Origin of the sequence: Vibrio sp. V10_P2A27P122 (assembly GCF_963874335.1) — a bacterium.
GTDB classification, from domain to species: domain Bacteria; phylum Pseudomonadota; class Gammaproteobacteria; order Enterobacterales; family Vibrionaceae; genus Vibrio; species Vibrio anguillarum.
In genome coordinates, this window is the sequence record NZ_CAWNHY010000201.1 from 1 (window position 1) to 2,449 (window position 2,449).

The 2,449-nt window shown below is 36.5% G+C and carries 3 protein-coding genes and 1 pseudogene; all 4 read right to left on the minus strand.

Features of this window, described 5'->3' with window-relative positions; all coding sequences use genetic code 11:
- On the minus strand, window positions 1-732 hold a 732-nt coding region (locus AACQ17_RS08675; RefSeq protein ID WP_141201453.1), incomplete at its 3' end, for a hypothetical protein.
- A gap of 162 nt (window positions 733-894) precedes the next feature.
- Window positions 895-1,428 (minus strand): shikimate kinase, encoded by a 534-nt coding sequence (locus AACQ17_RS08680; RefSeq protein ID WP_088900015.1) that lies wholly within the window; start codon window positions 1,426-1,428, stop codon window positions 895-897.
- Between the two features lie 156 nt (window positions 1,429-1,584).
- Window positions 1,585-2,139 carry a hypothetical protein gene (locus AACQ17_RS08685; RefSeq protein WP_094147103.1) on the minus strand — a complete coding sequence of 185 codons (555 nt, stop codon included), beginning with the start codon at window positions 2,137-2,139 and terminating at the stop codon, window positions 1,585-1,587.
- Window positions 2,140-2,279: 140 nt separating this feature from the next.
- Window positions 2,280-2,449: pseudogene (locus tag AACQ17_RS08690) on the minus strand (VOC family protein); the annotation flags it as partial.

The window sequence follows — 2,449 nt, forward strand, 5'->3', positions numbered from 1 at the left end:
ATTACTTAAATAGTTTTTATTTACCACTTCATTTTCAATATATTTATTTTTACAACCTTCAATTGAAGCATTATCTTTATGTTGATCAACTGATATTTCAAAACAATAAATGTTAAATCTTTTAAAATTTAAAGACTTAAATCTCTTTAATTCCCACACTAACACAATGCGCAAAAGAGTAGTCGAAAAACTCATATTAGGAGCTTTCTTAACCTTAACTAAGTAACCATTTCTACGAAGAAGCTTTACAGCATTATAACGTTGATGAATTAAGCCTAGATGATGAGTTTTCCTAAAAACCTTACTAACTTTTAAATTATTAAAACACCAATCCAAGGCTTTCAAGTATGGTCGTTGATAAACTTTATCATGTAAATATTTAGATGCTGTACCTCTTTGACCTACTTTTTCATCCATCTCCTTAAGTTGCATTATCAATTTTTTTGACAAGTGTAATGAAGCTTGGTCTGTTTTGATGAAATTTCTAGAGAGTTGAAAGCAAGCATAATTATGCTGATTGTAGAAATAGCCACAAAAAATAGATGTAACCAATGATACAACACTAAGAGAGAATGCAAGCAAAAACACATCATTTGTAAAGCCAAGAATAAGAAAGCTAGTAGTAAAAAGGGTACTTACAAAGCTAACCTTAAATGCCAAATTGATAAATGACACATATTTCAATTTAGCTTCTTTATTGGAAGATTTCTCTTTTTTTCCCATTAAGCTCATATAAATCCTATATTAGTTGTTACTATATCTTATGATTTGTGCTTATAACGCCCAATTAAGGTGTGAGCCACGTTACCACCACACTTAACTTGAACGCCGTAAACACTAAACTAGACCCAAACCAAAAATGCCAAGCGTGGGGAATCACTCTTAAATTGTTTGTTATGTGCGTAACTCGCTCAGGAACACCTTTGCTTTTTTAGGGCTTGTTATTCTTACAAATTTAATATGACTATACTTAGGATCGTTAAGTAGTTCTGTGTAGCGAGACCGATTTTTACTGTACGTTTTCAGCGTCCAAAGAATGATAGAGTCTTTGCTAAGAAAAGACTTTCTGAACGACTCAACATTACCTGTTTTATCCCATAATTCCTGCTTGGTCACTGTACGAACTAAAGCCCTTTTCACAGCTTGAAACAACGTCCTTACAAAGGAGTAATCAACCCAAACAATGGTATCTACTCTGTTCCATTTTATTTCAGCAGTTCGGTTGTAGTTACCATCAAGAACCCAATGCTCGGCGCTTAACCTGTCAGCTAAATTAGCAAAGAACTCTTCATCTGAAGATTCTTGCCAATTGGGCTTCCAGAATATGGCATCCATTTCAACATAAGGGTACTTTAACTCACTCGCAAGCAGGCGACTGAAAGTACTTTTTCCACTACCACTAGTGCCTATTACATTGATTCTTTTCATCGCCTGACCTGATTTTTTGCCTTAGCACATAACGCCGCATTAAGGTGTGAACAACGCTACCACAAAACTTAACCTTACCACTGTAAACACTGAACTCAACGATGGAATGAAAAATGCCAAGCGTTGAGAATCACTCTTAAATGCTTTGTTAGCCCGTTACTTTCTGTTTCGTTTGATCCTATCGTATGAATAACTTCCAACGATACCTGCAAAACTTGCTTGCACCAACCAAACTATAATATCGATGATTCGACTTGTAATCATTGGGAAGTATGGGGTTATCAGGTTAAGTAAATGCTCGCCAACACCAGATAAATAAATCACAGGTGTTACATACAAGGCTGTAGCTAAGATGGTACCAACCATGAATGTTGCCACCAACTTTTTAGCAAGTGGAACATTCTGTTCAATTAGCGAACGGTTCTTATTCATCCACAAAGCTAAGACGGTGCGTATTACCCCGAAAGCTACAATTATTGTTAAATATAACGTTACAGTGCTAGGACTAGTCAGTTCGTTGAGTCTTTCAGTGATATCCGATTCTAGAACTATAGCTAACAGCATATTAAATAGAACTAGGGATACACCTAAAATACTAATAACTCGACGAGCTAGATCCCAGTTTTTAAGATATCGACGACTATCTTGTTCACTAACATCTTTTCTTCGAGGAGTGTATTTCTTAGTTCTTTTCTTTTTATTTCGACTCATTCCAAGTTTTACTCCTGCGGGCTAACGCCCGGCTAAGGGGTTGACAACGCACCGCCGAACTCAAAAAATACACCTAAACACTGAACTTCAATTTTGTACTGAAAGTCGCCAAGCGTTGGCAATCCCTCTTGAGCCGTTTGTTATACGCGTGCTTCCGACCACACTGCAAATTCGTTACCGCTTGGCTCAATAAAATGGAAACGACAGCCTCCGGGAAAATCAAAAATTGGGCGAATAATTTGACCACCGCTATTCTGGACTTTGGCTAAAGTTGCTTCTATGTTTGAGCTATAAAAGATAAGAAGTGCAC